The following is a 16,759-nucleotide window of genomic DNA, read 5'->3' as shown; positions in this document are numbered from 1 at the left end:
CGGCTTCTGTGCTGGGCGAGTGGTTCGGGGGGCGGGCGCTCGCGGTGATCCAACCGTGACCGGATACGCTGGCCAATGGTGGAGACAGCGACAGATCGACATTCAGTTTGATCGTCAGCAGACAGGAGTACCCCTCGTGACCGTCGTCGGGCCCATTGGGCTGAGCGTGCGGGACCAGGCTCTCGAAGCCGATGTCCAGGCCGGATTGGCGGCTGTCGAGGAGGGCCTGCTGGAGGCCACCAAGAGCGACGTGCCGTTCATCACCGAGGCCGCGCAGCACCTGGTGCGCGCCGGCGGCAAGCGGTTCCGGCCGCTGCTGGCGATGCTGGCCGCCCAGTTCGGCGACCCGTACAGCCCCGGCGTGGTCCCCGCGGCCGTCGTCGTCGAACTCACGCACCTGGCGACGCTCTACCACGACGACGTGATGGACGAGGCCGAGGTGCGCCGCGGCGTGGCCAGCGCCAACGCCCGCTGGGGCAACTCCGTCGCGGTGCTGACCGGCGACTTCCTCTTCTCCCGCGCGTCGCACATCCTCGCCGACCTCGGCCCCGACGCGGTCCGGATCCAGGCCGAGGCGTTCGAGCGCCTGGTCACCGGCCAGATCCTGGAGACCGCGGGACCGCGCGACGGCCGCGACCCGATCGAGCACTACCTGGACGTCATCGCCGGCAAGACCGGCTCGCTGATCGCCGTCGCCGGCCGCTTCGGCGCGATGATGTCCGGCGCCGACGAGGCGACCGTCAACATCCTCACCCAGTACGGCGAGCGGCTGGGCACCGCCTTCCAGCTGGCCGACGACGTCCTGGACATCGCCAGCGACTCGCACGAGTCCGGCAAGACGCCCGGCACCGACCTGCGCGAGGGCATCCCGACGCTGCCCGTGCTGCGGCTGCGGGCGCTCGCCGAGAGCAGCGCGGGCACCGCCGAGGACCGCGCGCTGTGCGAGCTGCTGGCCGGCGACCTCACCGACGACGCCCGGCACGCCGAGGCGCTGGCCGGACTGCGCGCCCACCCGGCCCTGGAGCAGGCCCGCCGGGACACCGTGCGCTACGCCGAGCAGGCCCGCGCGATGCTGGTGCCGCTGCCGGAGTGCATGGCGAAGGCCGCCCTGGAAGGGCTCTGCGACACCGTCGTGCACCGGGCGGGCTGACCCCGCGACGGGCGCCCCGCCCCGCGCCCCGGGCCCACCGGCCCGTCCCCGACGTTCTCCGGCCCGTCCTTGACGTTCTCCGGCCCGTCCCCGGCGTTCCCGGGGTCGTCCCCTACGGCATTTCGGCATGGGCGGTGCGACCCGCGGCGTACGGGCCCGGCCCGACGGCGGCCGGGTGTCATCCCTCAGCAGTAGGCGGAGTTGGCCCTGCGGGTTGACGCCAGCATCGGCAGCTTTTGGTGAGATGGAGACACCACGAAGCGGCGGGGCGGGTCATCATGGCCCGGCGGGTGGACGAGTGGACGACCCAGCACCGCCGCACACCACGGAGGTAGGCCAGATGCCACGGAACGAACCGACCGAGGTCACCGGGGAATGGGACGGGGGACGCTCCGCGAAGCGTCGCAAGGCGGTGCGGTACGCCGTGCCGGTCGCGGTGGCGGGGGTGGCGGCCGCGACGATCGGGCTGGTCCCGGCGTTCGCCGGTTCCGGTTCGCCGGACCTGCCGAAGATCTCCGCCCAGGACCTGATAGCGAAGATCGCCAAGTCCGACGTCCAGCAGCTGTCCGGCACGGTCCAGGTCACCACGGACCTCGGCCTGCCCAGCCTGCCGGGCGGTGCGGGCGTCGGCGGCTTCGGCGGCGGCCAGGGCGGCGCCGAGAAGGGTGCGGGCGGCGCCGCGTCGCCGCAGAGCAAGCTGACCGAGCTGGCGTCCGGTACGCACACCCTGCGGGTCGCCGTCGACGGCCCCGAGAAGCAGCGGGTGTCGCTCGTCGGCACCTCCGCCGACTACACCCTCATCCACAACGGCACGGACGTCTGGGCGTACGACAGCGGCAGCAACAGCGCCGTACACCACACCGCGCCCCGGGACGCCCACCGCGGCCCGCAGCACGGTGCGCCCGAGGGGCTGCCCGAGGGCCTGACGGGCGCCACCCCGCAGCAGCTCGCCCAGCAGGCGCTGAAGGCGGCCGGCGACACCACCTCGGTGACGGTCGGCGACACCGCCAAGGTCGCCGGGCGGGACGCCTACCAGCTCGTCATCAAGCCCCGGCAGGCCGCTTCCACGGTCGGCTCGATCCGGGTCGCGGTGGACGCCGCCAACGGCGTTCCGCTGAAGTTCACCCTCACCCCGAAGAGCGGCGGACCGGCCGCGATCGACGTCGGCTACACCCGCGTCGACTTCGCCCGACCGGCGGCGGACAGCTTCTCCTTCACCCCGCCCAAGGGCGCCAAGGTCGTCAACGGCGACCAGGCCGCGCAGCAAGCCGCCCGCCAGCACGGCAAGGACCTCAAGGACCTCAAGGGCGCCAAGGGTGCACCGGAGCACAACGGCGCGAAGGGCTTCGGCGGGTTCGACGTCGTCGGCAAGGGCTGGACGTCTGTCGCCACCCTCAAGGGCGCCGGCGGTCCGGGCGGCAAGGACCAGCTCAAGGGCGACGCCGGGAAGTTCCTGGACAGCCTGGGCACCAAGGTGACCGGCGGCTTCGGCTCCGGGCACGTCTTCAGCACCCGCCTGGTCAACGCCCTGGTGACCGACGACGGGACGGTCTACGTCGGCGCCGTCGACAAGCAGGCCCTGATCGCCGCGGCCGACGCCGCGAAGAAGTAACGCTCCACGGCCGGCGACCGGGCCGCGCCGCACCTCCGGCTCGGAGGGCGCGGCGCGGCCCGTAGGCGGTCCGCCGCGCGCCCGACCGGCGGCCCGAAGGCCACCGCACACGAGGAGTTGGGGGAGAACGTGCCACCACCACCCGCCGCGGACGACGGGCGCGCGGCACCACACGATGAGCACCGGGTGATCGAGACCCGGGGGCTGACCAAGACCTACCGCGGCGCGCGCCCCGCCGTCGACGGGCTGGACCTCGCCGTGCCGCGCGGCAGCGTCTTCGGCTTCCTCGGGCCCAACGGCTCCGGCAAGACCACCACCATCCGGATGCTGATGGGGCTGATCGAGCCGACCGCCGGCACCGCCCGGGTGCTCGGTCGGCCGATGCCCGGCGCGGTCCGCGAGGTGCTCCCCAGGGTCGGCGCCCTCATCGAAGGGCCGGCGCTCTACGGCTTCCTGAGCGGGCGGGACAACCTGCGGCGGTTCGACGCCGCCGACCCGGCCGCCGACCCCCGCACCCGCACCGAGCGGGTGGGCCGGGCGCTGGAGCGGGTCGGCCTGGCCGCCGCTGCCGGCAAGAAGGCGCGCGCCTACTCCCTCGGCATGAAGCAGCGCCTGGGGCTGGCCGCCGCCCTGCTCCAACCCCGCGAGCTGCTGGTGCTGGACGAGCCGACCAACGGCCTGGACCCGCAGGGCATGCGGGAGATCCGCGCCCTGGTGCGGGAGTTGGCGGCGGACGGCACCACCGTCTTCCTCTCCTCCCACCTCCTCGACGAGATCGAGCAGGTCTGCACGCACGCCGCGGTGATGGCCCGGGGCCGGCTGGTCACCCAGGGCCCGGTCGCCGGGCTCACCGCCGCCGTCCTGGGCCCGGACGGCGGCCGGGGCCGGCTGACGGTGACCACCCCCGATCCGGCCGACGCGGTCCGGGTCCTGAAGGAGCACGGCCTGCGGGGCCTGCGGGCCGACGGCGACCGGGTCGGCGGCGAGCTGCCCGCGGCGCTCCCGGACGGCGCGCCCCCGCCGGACCCGGCGGAGCTGAACGCCGCACTGGTCCGCGCCGGGGTCCGGGTCCGGGCCTTCGGCACCGAACGACCGTCCCTGGAGGACGTCTTCGTCCGGCTCACCGGGGAGGGATTCGATGTCGCGGGTTGAGGGCCAGGCACCGCCGGCCGGAACGGCACCGCAGGCGGCCCGCCGCCGGCCGTCGTGGTCGGCGGACCTGCTGCGCAGCGAACTCGGCACCACCTTCCGGCGCTGGCGCACCCTGGTGCTGCTGGCGGTGCTGGCGGCCGTGCCGGTCCTGGTCGGCGTCGCGGTCCGGATCCAGGCCGGGCGGTCCGGGGGCGGCGACGGCCGGGGGCCGGCGTTCCTCACCGCGGTCGCCGGCAACGGCCTCTTCCTGGTCTTCACCGCCCTCGCGGTGACGCTGCCGGTGTTCCTGCCGATGGCGGTCGGGGTGATCGCCGGGGACGCCGTCGCCGGCGAGGCGCACACCGGGACGCTGCGCTACCTCCTCGTGGCGCCCGCCGGCCGCGGCCGGCTGCTGCTCGCCAAGTTCGGCACCGTCGTGGCGTTCTGCCTGGCCGGCACGCTCGTCGTGGCGCTGTCCGCACTGGCCACCGGCGCGCTGCTGTTCCCGCTGGGGGACGTGACGCTGCTGTCGGGGACGTCCATCTCCCTCGGCGAGGGGCTGCTGCGGGCCCTGGCCATCGCCGGGGTCGTGGCGCTCTCCCTCCTCGGGGTGGCGGCCCTCGGGCTGTTCGTGTCCACGCTCACCGACAGCGGCGTCGCCGCCATGGCCACGACGGTCGGCCTGGTGCTCACCGCCCAGATCCTCGACGGCATACCGCAGCTCCAGGCCCTCCAGCCGTACCTCTTCCCGCACTACTGGCTGTCCTTCGCCGACCTGCTCCGCGACCCGGTCTACTGGGACGGGATCCAGCGGGACCTGGGCCTCCAGGCGCTCTACGCGGTGGTGTTCGGCTCGGCGGCCTGGGCGCGGTTCACCACCCGCGACGTCACGGCGTGACAGTGCCGGGCGCGGCCTTCGGGTCGGCCGCCCGGGCGTCCGGGGCCGGGCCGGGGCGTTCCGCCGGCATCGGCCGCGCGGTCCGGTCCGCCTCGGCCGCGACGGCCTCGCCCGCCCGCGCCCCGGCGGCCGCCAGTGCGGCGCGCCCCCGCCGGGCGGTCTGCAGCGCGTCCCAGGTCAGCAGCACCAGCGCGGCCCACACCAGGGCGAAGCCGGCCCAGCGCTCCGGCGGCATCCGCTCGCCGAAGACCGTCAGCCCCAGCAGGAACTGGAAGGTCGGGGCCAGGTACTGGAGCATGCCGACCGTGGTCAGCGGCAGCCGCACCGCGGAGGCGCCGAAGCAGATCAGCGGCACCGCGGTCGCGATGCCACACGCCGCGAGCAGCAGGGCCTGCCCGGTCCCGCCGGTGACGAAGACGGATTGCCCGCGCACCCCGAGGAAGACCAGATAGCCCAGCGCCGGCAGCGCCTGCAAGGCGGTCTCGGCGCTGAAGCCCTCGATGCCGTCGAGCTTGATGCCCTTCTTCACCAGCCCGTACGTCGCGAACGACAGGGCCAGCCCGAGCGCGATCCACGGCATCCGGCCGTAGGCGACGGTCATCACCACGACGGCCAGCGTGCCGACGCCCACCGCGGTCCACTGCAGCGGCCGCAGTCGTTCGCGCAGCACCAGCACCCCGAAGGCGATGCTGACCAGCGGGTTGATGAAGTACCCGAGCGAGGCTTCGAGCACGTGCCCGGTGTTGACCGCCCAGATGTAGAGGAACCAGTTCAGCGAGATCACCACGGCGCAGACCAGGACCAGTCCGAGCCGCTTGGGCTGCCGCAGCAGCGGGCGTATCCAGGACCAGCGGCGCAGCGCCGCCAGGATGATCACCGCGACCGGCAGCGACCACAGCATGCGGTGGGCCAGGATCTCGGCCGGTGCCGCGGCGTCCAACAGGTGCCAGTACAGCGGTAGCAGGCCCCACATCGTGTAGGCGGCGAGGCCGTACACGAGGCCGGCGCGTTGGTCGGTTCGAGGCGGCAAGGGGCCCTCCAGGTCGCACGGGGTCGATCCTGTGCAAGGTAGCGCCGTCCGCCCCTCCTGTCATGTCCGTTCCGTTAGACGGTCATGACAGGGGCGTGAAGGGTCGGGGCGGTGGACCGCACGGGCGGCGCGGGCGCGACCTCGGCCGGGTCCGCGAACGCCGAGCGGGTGCCCGCGGGGAGCGGCGGTGCGCTCCCCGCGGACACCCGCGGGAGGTTCGGCCGGAACCCGGCCCGGGACCTGCTAGCCGACGACCGTCCAGGTGTCGTTGCCGGCGAGGAGGGCCGCCAGGTCGCCCTTGCCCTTCTGCTCGACGGCGGTGTCCAGCTGCTCGGACATCAGCGTGTCGTAGACCGGCCGGTCGACGTCGCGCAGCACACCGATGGGGGTGTGGTGCAGGGTGTCGGGGTCGGCGAGCCGGGACAGGGCGAACGCCGTGGTGGGGGAGGGGTTGTGCGCGTCGTGCACCAGGACCCCGTCGGTGCCCTCCTCCCGAACATCGATGATCTTGAGGTCGCCGGTGGCGGGGTCACGGACCACGCCCTTGGAGCCGAAGCCGTCGGGGGCCAGGGCGCCGAACCGGATCGGCTGCCCGTGCTCCAGCCGGATCACCGCTTCCTGGGCCTGCTCCTTGTCCTTGAGGGCTTCGAAGGCGCCGTCGTTGAAGATGTTGCAGTTCTGGTAGATCTCCACCAGTGCCGTGCCCGGGTGGGCGGCGGCCGCGCGCAGCACCGAGGTGAGGTGCTTGCGGTCGGAGTCGACGGTGCGGGCCACGAAGGACGCCTCGGCGCCGAGCGCCAGCGAGACCGGGTTGAACGGCGCGTCCAGCGAGCCCATCGGCGTCGACTTGGTGATCTTGCCGACCTCGGAGGTGGGGCTGTACTGGCCCTTGGTCAGCCCGTAGATCCGGTTGTTGAACAGCAGGATCTTGAGGTTGACGTTGCGCCGCAGGGCGTGGATGAGGTGGTTGCCGCCGATCGACAGCGCGTCGCCGTCACCGGTGACCACCCAGACCGACAGGTCGCGGCGCGAGGAGGCCAGGCCGGTGGCGATGGCCGGGGCGCGGCCGTGGATGGAGTGCATCCCGTAGGTGTTCATGTAGTACGGGAAGCGGGAGGAGCAGCCGATGCCGGAGACGAAGACGACGTTCTCCTTGGCCAGGCCGAGCTCCGGCATGAAGCCCTGGACGGCGGCGAGGACCGCGTAGTCACCGCAACCGGGGCACCAGCGCACTTCCTGGTCCGACTTGAAGTCCTTCATGGACTGCTTCGCCGTGGCCTTGGGCACCAGGGAGAGCGCCTCGATCTGGGAGGGCTTCTCCGAGACCGTGTCAGTCATTGATGGCCTCCTTAAAGACCTCCGCCAGCTGCTCCGCCTTGAAGGGCATCCCGCTGACCTGGGTGTGCGAGCGCGCGTCGACGAGATACCTGGCGCGCAGCAGGATGGCGAGCTGACCGAGGTTCATCTCCGGCACGACGACCTTGTCGTAACGCGCCAGGACCTCGCCCAGATTCCCCGGGAAGGGGTTGAGGTGGCGCAGGTGCGCCTGGGCGATGTGCTCCCCGGCGCCCCGGACCCGTCGGACCGCCGCGGTGATCGGCCCGTACGTCGAACCCCAGCCCAGGACGAGGGTGCGCGCGCCGGCGCCGGACTCGTCCGCCGGGTCGTCGACCTCCAGGTCGGGGACCTCGACGCCGTCCACCTTGGCCTGGCGGGTGCGGACCATGAAGTCGTGGTTGGCCGGGTCGTAGGAGATGTTGCCCGTGCCGTCCTGCTTCTCGATGCCGCCGATGCGGTGCTCCAGGCCGGGCGTGCCGGGGACGGCCCACGGGCGGGCCAGGCTCTCCGGGTCGCGCTTGTACGGCCAGAACACCTCGGTGCCGTCCGCCAGCTGGTGGTTGGGACCGGTGGCGAACTGCACGCGCAGGTCGGGGAGTTGGTCGACCTCGGGGATCCGCCAGGGCTCCGAGCCGTTGGCCAGGTAGCCGTCGGAGAGCAGGAAGACCGGGGTGCGGTAGGTGAGCGCGATCCGGGCCGCGTCCAGCGCCGCGTCGAAGCAGTCGGCCGGGGTCTTCGGCGCCACGATCGGCACCGGTGCCTCGCCGTTGCGGCCGTACATCGCCTGGAGCAGGTCGGCCTGCTCGGTCTTGGTGGGCAGGCCGGTCGAGGGGCCGCCGCGCTGGATGTCGACGATCAGCAGCGGGAGTTCGAGGCTGACCGCGAGGCCGATGGTCTCCGACTTCAGGGCGACGCCCGGGCCGGAGGTGGTGGTGACCGCCAGCGACCCGCCGAACGCCGCGCCCAGCGCCGCGCCGATGCCGGCGATCTCGTCCTCCGCCTGGAACGTCCGCACGCCGAAGTTCTTGTGCCGGGACAGCTCGTGCAGGATGTCGGAGGCCGGGGTGATCGGGTACGAGCCGAGGTACAGCGGCAGGTCGGCCTGGCGCGCGGCGGCGATCAGGCCGTAGGAGAGCGCGAGGTTGCCGGAGATGTTGCGGTAGGTGCCGGTGGGGAAGGCGGTGGTGGCCGGCGCGACCTCGTAAGAGGTGGCGAAGTCCTCGGTGGTCTCGCCGAAGTTCCAGCCGGCCCGGAAGGCGGTGACGTTCGCCTCGGCGATGTCCGGCTTCTTGGCGAACTTGGCCCGCAGGAACTTCTCAGTGCCCTCGGTCGGCCGGTGGTACATCCACGACAGCAGGCCCAGCGCGAACATGTTCTTGCTGCGCTCGGCCTCCTTGCGGGAGAGCCCGAACTCCTTGAGCGCCTCGATGGTCAGCGTCGTCAGCGGCACCGGGTGGACGTGGTACGCCGACAGCGAGCCGTCCTCCAGCGGGTTGGTCTCGTAGCCGACCTTCGCCATCGGGCGCTTGGTGAACTCGTCGGTGTTGACGATGATCTCGGCGCCGCGCGGCACGTCGCCGATGTTGGCCTTCAGTGCGGCCGGGTTCATCGCCACCAGGACGTTGGGTGCGTCACCGGGGGTGAGGATGTCGTGGTCGGCGAAGTGCAGCTGGAAGCTGGAGACGCCCGGGAGGGTTCCGGCGGGGGCCCGGATCTCGGCGGGGAAGTTGGGCAGCGTCGACAGGTCGTTGCCGAACGACGCCGTCTCGGACGTGAAACGGTCACCGGTGAGCTGCATACCGTCACCGGAGTCGCCGGCGAACCGGATGATCACCCGGTCCAGGCGCCGGACTTCCTTGCCCGGGCCGCCGTCGCCGGACGTGCGCTGTTCCCCGACTAGCGCTCCGTCGGCCTGCTCGGCTGTGCTACTGACCTGGCTGGTCACTGCTTCGGACCTCCCTCAAGGGGTGCGGCATCCCCGCCGGACGCAGGGCGTGGGACGTGTCGTACCGACCGGTTGTCCCATAACCATCGTACTTGGGTAAGGGTGCCCTTCCCTGGGGCAGCCACATCGTGGACGCCGAGATGAGACACCGTTCTGTCCTGGTTCGTCATCGAATCACTGTCCCCGTCCCCCCTGTTTCCCTACCGCACCGGTCTCGTCCATTGGTGCTAGGGCCATGGTTCTACGACCAGGGCTCCGAGGATCGGTAGATCCGCACATCGGTGACATCTGGCAGGGTGCCAGGCCGTCAGGAGTCGAGGTGGGTGAGGACCGCGAGCACCCGTCGGTGATCCCCGTCACTCGGCGTCAGCCCCAGTTTCAGGAAGATGTTGCTGACGTGCTTCTCGACCGCGCCGTCGCTGACGACCAGTTGCCGGGCGATCGCGGAGTTGGTGCGGCCCTCGGCCATCAGCCCCAGCACCTCGCGCTCGCGGGGGGTCAGGTGCGCCAGCGCGTCCTGCTTGCGGCTGCGGCTGAGCAGCTGGGCCACCACCTCCGGGTCCAGCGCGGTGCCGCCGCGGGCCACCCGGACCACCGCGTCGACGAACTCCCGCACCTCGGCGACCCGGTCCTTGAGCAGGTAGCCGATGCCCCGGGTCGAGCCGGCCAGCAGCTCGGTGGCGTACTGCTCCTCGACGTACTGCGACAGCACCAGCACCCCGATCCCGGGGTGGTCCCGGCGCAGCCGGAGCGCGGCCCGCACGCCCTCGTCGGTGTGGGTCGGCGGCATCCGCACGTCCGCCACCACCACGTCCGGCGGGGTGCCCGCGCCGGCCAGGTCGGCGACGGTCTTCAGGAGCGCCTCGCCGTCCCCCACGCCGGCCACGACCTCGTGCCCGCGGTCGGTCAGCAATCGGGTCAGACCCTCTCGCAGCAGCACCGAGTCCTCGGCGATGACCACCCGCACGCTGTCCTCCACGTCCACCACGACGACATTCCCCCCACGCTCCACACGGTCCAGCCTGCCGGGCCCCAGCATTCCAGCATCCGGAACGGGGCGGGCGGGTGAGGGGGAAACAGGGCGGGTGGGTGAGGGGGAAACGGGGCGGGTGGGCGAGGAGCTAGAGGTGTGGGTGGGTGAGGAGCTAGAGGTGTGGGTGGGTGTGGAGCTGAAGGTGTGGGTGGCTGGGGGATCAAAGGTGCGGCGGGTGTGGTGCGGCGGGGTGGTAGCGGGTGGCGCGGTGGGTCGGACCCCCGTCCCGGCCCACCGCGCGGCGGTTGTCGCCCGGGCGGTCAGCCGCGCCAGGGCAGCTCGGCGGTGACGGCGGTCGGGCCGCCGGCGGGGGAGTCCACGACGAGCAGGCCGTCGACGGAGCCCAGCCGTTCGGCGAGGCCGGTCAGGCCGCCGCCGGACTCGGTGGTCGCGCCGCCCCGGCCGTCGTCCGACACCAGGAGCATCAGCCGCCCCGCCGGTCGGCCGGTTCCGGCCGCCTCCGGGGAGCCGGCGGGTCCGTCGGCCCGGTCGTCCCCGTCGTGCCAGACGTCCACCGTCGCGCGGTCCGCGCCGCTGTGCTTGGCGACGTTCTGGAGCAGTTCGGAGACGGTGAAGTAGGCGATGCCCTCGATGGCCGGTGCGGGGCGGCGCGTCAGGTCCACGTGGACCGTGACCGGCACCGGGCAGCGGCCGGCCAGCGCGGACAGGGCCGGGCCGAGCCCGCGGTCGGTGAGGATCGCGGGGTGGATGCCGCGGGCCAGGTCCCGCAGCTCCTGGAGCGCGATCTTCACCTCGCCGTGCGCCTCGTCCACCATCCGCGCCGCCGCCTGGGGGTCCGCGGCCAGCTTCTCCTTGGCCAGGCCCAGGTCCATCGCCAGCGCCACCAGGCGGGCCTGGGCGCCGTCGTGCAGGTCCCGTTCGATCCGCCGCAGGTCGGCGGCGGCGGTGTCGACCACCACCCCGCGGTCCGACTCCAGCTCGATGACCCGGTTGGCCAGCGGCGACGGCCCCAGCAGTCCGCGCACCAGCAGCCGGTCGACCTGGGTCAGCGCGCGGAACACCCACGGCCCGGCCAGCACGATCAGCAGCCCGCACGCCCCGCTCACTATGGCCGACACGGTCGGGCTCGCGTAGAGGACGGTGCCCCCGTCCCCCCACAGTTGGATGCCGGGCAGCCCGGTGTACGAGGGCACGATCCAGTACCAGAGCGGGAAGGTCAGCAGCGACCAGCCCACCGCCCAGAACGTCAGCGCGAAGACGAACGTGAACAGCGCCCAGGGGAACAGCACGAACGCGTAGAGCAGGTGCCGCCAGGACGCGCCGCTCTTGAGCACCGCCGCGATCCACGCCATCGGGCCCGGCTTCGCGGGGCGCAGCGGCTCCGGGGCGGGCACGTCCAGCCGCAGCAGTGCCGCGGCCCGGGCCCGCTCCAGGGCGCCCAGCCCGCGCGCCCCCAGCAGCCCGCCGGCCAGCACCGGCACGCCCAGGAACGTGATCAGCAACCCGGCGCTCAGCCCGACCAGGGTCACCGCGTAGGCGAACGCCACGCAGGCCACCGGAAGGCTCAGGCACAGGTGCAGGAACTCCCGCCAGGTGCGCCCGGAGAACGGGGCGCGCAGGCCCGCGGGCACCCGGTGGCCGCCGGGCCGCGGGGGGTGGGCGCGGTGCGCGGAGTACGCGGTGTCCATGTCTCGAAGTCCGTCCGTTCTGCCGTGGCGTCCGGTGCCGGGGCGGTGCCGCTGCGCGGCGCGGTCCGGCGGTGGTTCCGGCCGGCCCCTGCCGGCTCCGTCCAGGGTCGCGGCCCGCCGCCGCCCGGGCCATGAAGCTGCTCGCAGTCTTCGGCCGGGGGTTTTCCCCACCCCGGCGGCGGGCGGGCCGCTCAGCGTCCGCCGGCGCCCCGACCCCGCCCGGTCCGGGGCCCGGCGCCGGCCTCCGGCCGCGGCCGCCACGGCACCTCCGCCGTGACCCGGGTCGGCCCGCCCGCCGGCGAATCCAGCACGAACAGCCCGTCCACGGCGCCCAGTCGGTCGGCCAGCCCGGTCATCCCGCTGCCGCCGTCGAGCCGTGCGCCGCCCTTGCCGTCGTCCTGCACCTGGATCAGCAGCCGGTCCCGGGAGCGCCACACCTCCACCGACGCCCCCCGCGCCGCACTGTGCTTGGCGACGTTCTGGAGCAGTTCGGAGACGGTGAAGTAGACGATGCCCTCGATGGCCGGCGCGGGCCGCTCGGCGAGGTGCACGGAGGTGGTGACCGGCACCGTGCAGCGCCCGGCGAGCGATGCCAGCGCCGGTCCCAGCCCGCGGTCGGTGAGGATCGCCGGATGGATGCCGCGGGCCAGGTCCCGCAGTTCCTGGAGGGCCAGCTTCACCTCGCCGTGCGCCTCGTCCACCATCGCCGCCACGGTCGCGTCGGCCTGGCCCTCCAGCAGCTTCTCCTTGGCCAGGCCCAGGCCCATGGCGAGCGCCACCAGGCGGGCCTGGGCGCCGTCGTGCAGGTCCCGTTCGATCCGCCGCAGGTCGGCGGCGGCGGTGTCGACCACCGCCCCGCGGTCCGACTCCAGCTCGGCGATCCGGCGTTCCAACTCGTCGGAGGGCGAGAGCAGTCCCCGCACCATCGCCCGGTCCACGTTGGACAGCCAGCGCGCCAACCACGGCAACACCGGCCAGCCCACGAACAGCGCGGTGAGGACCACCGAGAAGGTGACGACGCCCCATGGCAGCCGGATGACCGCGAACAGCGCGTGCCGCCAGGCCACCGGGTCCTTCAGGTGCGCCCACAGCCAGCCGAAGAAGCCGCGCTCCCGTAGTCGCAGCGGGCTGGGCTCGGCGACGGAGACCCCGAGCCAGGCGCGTGCCCGGGCCCGTTCCAGCTTCCCGTAGAGCCGACAGGCCGTCAGCCCCGCGGCCAGCAGCGGCAGCCCGACGACCGTGACGGAGAGGCCGATGCCCAACGTCAGCCACACCACCAGCACCACGAACGCCGTGAGGCCCAGCGGGAGGTTGACCAGCAGGTGGCCGATCTCCCGCCAGGTCGACGCGTCGAGTGGTGGCCGCGGTGGCGGGAGCGACACCCCGTCGGTGGCGTCGGCGTCGGCAGCGAGCTGGGAACTTTCCGTCATGTGCCCCAGCTTGCCGGGCTCCGTGCCGCTCTGCCATGGGGTGCGTCGGGTGGTGGGCGGGGGGTTTGCCCCACCCCGCGCACGGCGGTCCGGATTGGCGCGGGACGCTGTGGACAGGGTGCGCCGCCGGGCCCGTATGGTGTTGCGGTGCAGAACGGCCGCGTGGACATGACGAGTGCGACGACGGGTGCGGATGCGGCCCCCGGACAGCGCGCCGACCACGGCCGGACCCCGGCCCCGGCGGGACCCGCCGCGGCGCGGTGCGGCCCGACCGCTCCCCAGGACACCGGCGGCCGGTGCTGGGACGAGTGCAGCCGCGACCGGACCGCGGTGGCCGCCAGCGGACTGCTCGCCGCGGTCGTCGGGAGCTGCGCCGCCACCTGGTACGGCACCGCAGCCGCCCTCTGGTTGGCCGTCGTGGCCGTCGTGGCCGCCGCCGGCGGCACCGCGCTGACCGCGGTGCCCAAGCAGCGGACCGCCGGCGCCGCCCTCCTGCTCTCCGGTACTGCCCTCGGCGTCCTCGCCTCCTGGCAGGCGACCCCGGGCGGGGCCGCCCGGCTGGCCGCCACCGGACTCGCCGCCGCGGTCGCGCTGGCCCTGCTCGGCCTCCGCACCGGCCTGGGGCGCGGCGGGCTCACCGGCGCGGCCGCGGTCGCGCTGGCGGTGGCCTGCTGGGAACTGCTGCTGGCCGTGACCGACCCGGTCCGCACCGGCGTCACGCTCGGCTTCCTCTCCCTCCTGGCCCTGGGGGCGTTGCCCCGGCTGGCGCTGCGCGCGGCCGGCCTGACCGGGCTGGACGACCGGCACGCCGGCGGCACCCCGGTCAGCCGCCACCAGGTGGCCGCCGCGCTCGCCGCCACCCACCGCGGGCTGGCCCCGGCCACCGTGGCGCTGGCGGCCTCGGCCGGCGCGGCCGGGGTCCTCGCGGCGGGCGAGGCCGGGCCCTGGACGGTGCTCACCGCCCTGTTGCTCGCCCTCGTGCTGTTCTCCCGGGCCCGCGCCTACCCCTTGGCCGCCGAGGTGGTCGCCCTGCTCGCCGCCGGAACAGCCGTCTGCGTGCGGCTGGTGCTGCTCTGCGCGACGGACGGCGGGGCCCCGGGGCCGGCGCTGGCCGCACTGGGGCTCCTGGCCGCCGTCCCGGTGGTGTCGCGCGCGGTCCGGCTCCCGGAGCCGCTGCGGAACCGGTTGCGGCGCTGGCTGGACCGCGTGGAGGCGGTGAGCATGGTGGCGCTGATCCCCGTCGGCCTCGGCGCGTTCGGGCTGTACGGGCCGCTGCTGGGCGGCTCCTGACGGAGTGGACGGGCGGGGGACGGGGGCTTCGGAAGCTGGGGAGGCCCGGGAGGCGGCCGGGGACGAGGGGGGACGACGGGTGCATCCTGTGAAGACCCGACCGGGCCGGAACGTTCCGGCCGGGCCCGGGAGTTCGAAACGCAGGGGCTTACAAGGGCGGCGATGACGGGGCGGGGGTGAGGACCGGGTGACGACGGAGGGCGTGGTGGGCGCGGTGAGTGCGGACGGTGCGAGCGGTCCGGCGGATGCGGCGGGCGTGCGGGGCGCGGTGGGCGCGGTGAACGGCGGCCCGGTGGCAGGAGCCGCCGGTGGTGCCGGTGCCGGTGCCATGGGCGCTGCGGCTCCGGCCGGTACCGGTGCGGCGGCCGGTTCGGGCGGCGTGGCGGCGGCCGGTGGTGCGCCGGGTGCCCTGCCCGCCGCGGTGCCGATGCCGACGGCCGCCCCGGCACCCGCTCCCGCTCCTGCTCCCGTTCCGGCCTCGGCCCCGACCCGCCCGTTGCCCGTCGTCGCCGAGCCGTCCCCGTTCGAGCCGTCCCCGTTCGACCCGGCACCGGCACCCGCCGCCGCACCGCCGCCGGCCGCCGGGCCCGCGCCGACAGCTGCACCGGCAGCCGCACCTAACGCACCCGCCGCTCCCTACGCACCCACCGCTCCCTACGTACCCGTCACGCCCTACGCACCCGCCGCTCCGCCCCCAGCCGCCCCGCTGTCGCCGACCGCCATCGTGCCGGGCCCCGTAACGCCCGCCGGCCCGGTCCCGCCGGCCACCGGCCCCCTGCCCCCGTCGGTCGCCCCCGCCGGCCCCGCGCCCACCGCCGCGTCGGCGCCCGCCCCCGGGCACTACGGGCGCACCGGGCTGCCCGCCCGCACGCCGCTCTCCGTGCCGCTGCTGCCGCCGGAGTTGGCCGACGGGCAGCCGCGGCCGCGTCGCGGCGATCCGCTGGCGCGGCGCGCGGGCCGGGCCCTGCGCCGGGTCTTCGCGTCCTCGCCCGCCGCCGAGACCGCGGCCGTCACCCAGGCCGCGGCCGCCATCCAGCAACCGGTCAGCAGCGGCCGGCAGATCGCGGTGTCGAGCATCCGCGGCGGTGCGGGCAAGTCCACCGTCGCCGCCCTGCTCGCGCTGACCTTCGCCCACTACCGCCCCGACCCGGTCCTCGCCGTGGAGGCCGACCCGGCGCTGGGCACGCTCCCGCACCGGCTCGGCGCCCGCGAGGTCCGCTGGTCGAGCGGCGACCTCGCGCAGATCCTCGACCCGTCGATGCTGATCACCGACCTGACCGGCTACCTCCTCCCGTTCGCCGGCGGCGGCTGGCTGCTCCCCGGCAGTCAGGGCGCCATCGGCACCCGCCTGGACCTCGACACCTACCGGGTGGTGATGACCACGCTGCGCCGGCACTTCGCCGCGACGGTCGTGGACTGCGAGACGCTGCCCGCCGAAGTGGCCCGCACCGCGTTGGTGACGACCCAGGCCCGGGTCGTGGTCACCCCGGCGACGCCGGAGGGCGTGGCCGCCACCCGTTCCGTACTGGACTGGGTCGGCAGCCTGCACCGCGGACTGCTGCCGACCACGGTCGTGGTGCTCACCCACTCCTCGCCGGACAGCGGCGTCGACGTCCGCAAGGCCGCCGCGCACCTGGGCGCCGGCGGCGCGGCGGTGCTGCCGCTGCCCTACGACCGCCACCTGGCGGCGGGCGGCGCCATCCGCAGCGAGCTGTTGGGGGCCCGCACGCGGGAGGCGGCGGCCCGGATCGCGGCCGAGGTCATGGAGTGGCCGGTCTCCCGGGACGGGTCCCGGCGCCGGCCGCCGCACCAGGAGCCGCCGCAGCCGACCGGCCAGGGGGCGCCGCCCCGCGGGGGCCACCCCGCCCCGGTGCCCGCCCCGGCGCCCCACCCCCACTCGGCGCCGGCCCCCCAGGGCTACCCCCAGCCGCCGGTGCGCCCCCCGGGCGCTCCGCACCTGACGCCTCATCCCCAGCCCCAGGCGCACCCGCAGCACCTCGCGCCGCTCCCGCCCACCGATCCCCGGAACCCCTACGGCGGCGGCACCCCGCGCTGAGCGGAGACCGTCCCGGGCCCCTCCCGGCCCGCCCCGCTCGCTCGCCGTCCCGCCAGGCGGACGGTTGCCGTCCGGTCAGTGAGACACCTCGTGAGACGACCGGACCGGCCGTCTACGCTGCCGGCCACCCAGTTAGGGCGAAGTGGGGACAACCCCACCGACCGCGATCATGTGGCTTCTCAAGGCGGCCGGGGCAG

The 16,759-nt window shown here is 74.6% G+C and carries 12 protein-coding genes; 6 read left to right on the top strand and 6 right to left on the bottom strand.

Annotation, left to right across the window (positions count from 1 at the left end; genetic code table 11):
- The first annotated feature begins 136 nt into the window (after positions 1-136).
- The 4 genes from ABD385_RS26550 (at position 137) to ABD385_RS26535 (ending at position 4,791) form a co-directional block, all read left to right on the top strand.
- Entirely contained in the window at positions 137-1,150 is a 1,014-nt protein-coding gene (locus ABD385_RS26550; protein WP_344580628.1) for a polyprenyl synthetase family protein, read from the top strand.
- 340 nt (positions 1,151-1,490) lie between these two features.
- Positions 1,491-2,762, top strand: a complete 1,272-nt coding sequence (locus ABD385_RS26545) for a LolA family protein (protein ID WP_344580625.1) — start codon at positions 1,491-1,493, stop codon at positions 2,760-2,762.
- 129 nt (positions 2,763-2,891) lie between these two features.
- Positions 2,892-3,914 carry an ABC transporter ATP-binding protein gene (locus tag ABD385_RS26540; protein ID WP_344580623.1) on the top strand — a complete coding sequence of 341 codons (1,023 nt, stop codon included), beginning with the start codon at positions 2,892-2,894 and terminating at the stop codon, positions 3,912-3,914.
- Complete coding sequence (locus tag ABD385_RS26535) at positions 3,901-4,791, top strand: ABC transporter permease (RefSeq protein ID WP_344580621.1); 891 nt, start codon at positions 3,901-3,903, stop codon at positions 4,789-4,791. Before ABD385_RS26540 ends, ABD385_RS26535 begins: the two co-directional genes overlap by 14 nt.
- Here the strand turns inward: ABD385_RS26535 and rarD are convergent.
- The 6 genes from rarD to ABD385_RS26505 form a co-directional block, all read right to left on the bottom strand.
- Positions 4,781-5,821: an EamA family transporter RarD gene (gene rarD / locus ABD385_RS26530; RefSeq protein WP_344580618.1), complete on the bottom strand. Its 1,041-nt coding sequence runs from the start codon at positions 5,819-5,821 to the stop codon at positions 4,781-4,783. The genes ABD385_RS26535 and rarD overlap by 11 nt on opposite strands.
- 243 nt (positions 5,822-6,064) lie before the next feature.
- A complete protein-coding gene (locus ABD385_RS26525) occupies positions 6,065-7,159 on the bottom strand; it encodes a 2-oxoacid:ferredoxin oxidoreductase subunit beta (protein ID WP_344580617.1) in 1,095 nt (364 codons plus the stop codon).
- Positions 7,152-9,104: a 2-oxoacid:acceptor oxidoreductase subunit alpha gene (locus tag ABD385_RS26520; protein WP_344580613.1), complete on the bottom strand. Its 1,953-nt coding sequence runs from the start codon at positions 9,102-9,104 to the stop codon at positions 7,152-7,154. The genes ABD385_RS26525 and ABD385_RS26520 overlap by 8 nt, the downstream gene beginning before the upstream one ends.
- Before the next feature lie 307 nt (positions 9,105-9,411).
- Positions 9,412-10,071, bottom strand: a complete 660-nt coding sequence (locus ABD385_RS26515; protein WP_344580839.1) for a LuxR C-terminal-related transcriptional regulator — start codon at positions 10,069-10,071, stop codon at positions 9,412-9,414.
- Positions 10,072-10,397: 326 nt separating this feature from the next.
- Positions 10,398-11,786, bottom strand: coding sequence for a sensor histidine kinase (locus ABD385_RS26510; protein WP_344580612.1), 1,389 nt, complete (start codon positions 11,784-11,786; stop codon positions 10,398-10,400).
- 191 nt (positions 11,787-11,977) lie between these two features.
- Complete coding sequence (locus ABD385_RS26505) at positions 11,978-13,216, bottom strand: sensor histidine kinase (RefSeq protein WP_344580609.1); 1,239 nt, start codon at positions 13,214-13,216, stop codon at positions 11,978-11,980.
- Positions 13,217-13,363: 147 nt separating this feature from the next.
- Here ABD385_RS26505 and ABD385_RS26500 point away from each other — a divergent pair, with 147 nt between their 5' ends.
- Together ABD385_RS26500 and ABD385_RS26495 are read left to right on the top strand one after the other, a co-directional pair.
- Positions 13,364-14,506 carry a secretion protein snm4 gene (locus ABD385_RS26500; protein WP_344580607.1) on the top strand — a complete coding sequence of 381 codons (1,143 nt, stop codon included), beginning with the start codon at positions 13,364-13,366 and terminating at the stop codon, positions 14,504-14,506.
- Between the two features lie 187 nt (positions 14,507-14,693).
- Positions 14,694-16,562, top strand: a complete 1,869-nt coding sequence (locus tag ABD385_RS26495) for a CpaE/TadZ family protein (RefSeq protein ID WP_344580605.1) — start codon at positions 14,694-14,696, stop codon at positions 16,560-16,562.
- The last annotated feature ends 197 nt before the right edge of the window (positions 16,563-16,759 follow it).

This window comes from Streptomyces lunalinharesii, from assembly GCF_039532155.1.
GTDB lineage: Bacteria > Actinomycetota > Actinomycetes > Streptomycetales > Streptomycetaceae > Streptomyces > Streptomyces lunalinharesii.
Note: the sequence above shows the minus strand (reverse complement) of the source record. Positions and strands in the feature narration are given on the sequence as shown.